Here is a 714-nt window from a genome sequence, read left to right on the forward strand (position 1 = left end):
TCGACGATTGCCTCTACACCTTGCAGCCGTCGATCCCGCACCTGACCCGGTCAGCGCTGCACCGCTGCCTGCAACGGCACGGCATCTCCCGCCTGCCGGATATTGAGGGGAGCAAGCCAAAGCGTCAGCGCTTCAAGCGCTACCCGATCGGCTTCTTTCATATCGATATCGCCGAGGTGCAGACCGCCGAAGGCAAACTGTACCTGTTCGTCGGCATCGACCGCACCAGCAAATTCGCGGTCACGCAGCTGGTCGACAAGGCCGATCGTCGGACGGCATGGGAGTTCCTGGAACACCTGCTGAAGGCTGTGCCTTATCGCATCCACACCATCCTCACGGACAATGGCATCCAGTTTGCCGAGCAGCCCCGCAACCGCAACACCGCCTGGTCGCGCCAAATGCGCTTTGACATGATCTGCGAGGCCAACGACATCGAGCACCGGCTCACCAAACCGAACCATCCCTGGACGAACGGCCAAGTCGAGCGGATGAACCGGACCATCAAGGAAGCCACCGTCAAGCGCTTCCACTACGACACCCACGAACAGCTCCGGACGCACCTCGCCGACTTCATGGCCGCCTACAACTTCGCGCGAAGGCTCAAGACCCTCAGCGGCCTTACACCCTACGAATACATTGCCAAGATCTGGACGTCAGAGCCGGATCGGTTCATCGTCAACCCGATCCACCAGATGCCGGGACTGAACACCTAAG

Annotated in this window: 1 protein-coding gene; it reads left to right on the forward strand. The window is 60.5% G+C overall.

Features of this window, described 5'->3' with window-relative positions; genetic code table 11:
• On the forward strand, positions 1-713 hold a 713-nt coding region (locus tag MF610_RS18990), incomplete at its 5' end, for an IS481 family transposase (RefSeq protein WP_242201916.1).
• Between the last annotated feature and the right edge of the window lies 1 nt (position 714).

Origin of the sequence: Sphingomonas hankookensis (genome assembly GCF_022664465.1) — a bacterium.
GTDB classification, from domain to species: domain Bacteria; phylum Pseudomonadota; class Alphaproteobacteria; order Sphingomonadales; family Sphingomonadaceae; genus Sphingomonas; species Sphingomonas hankookensis.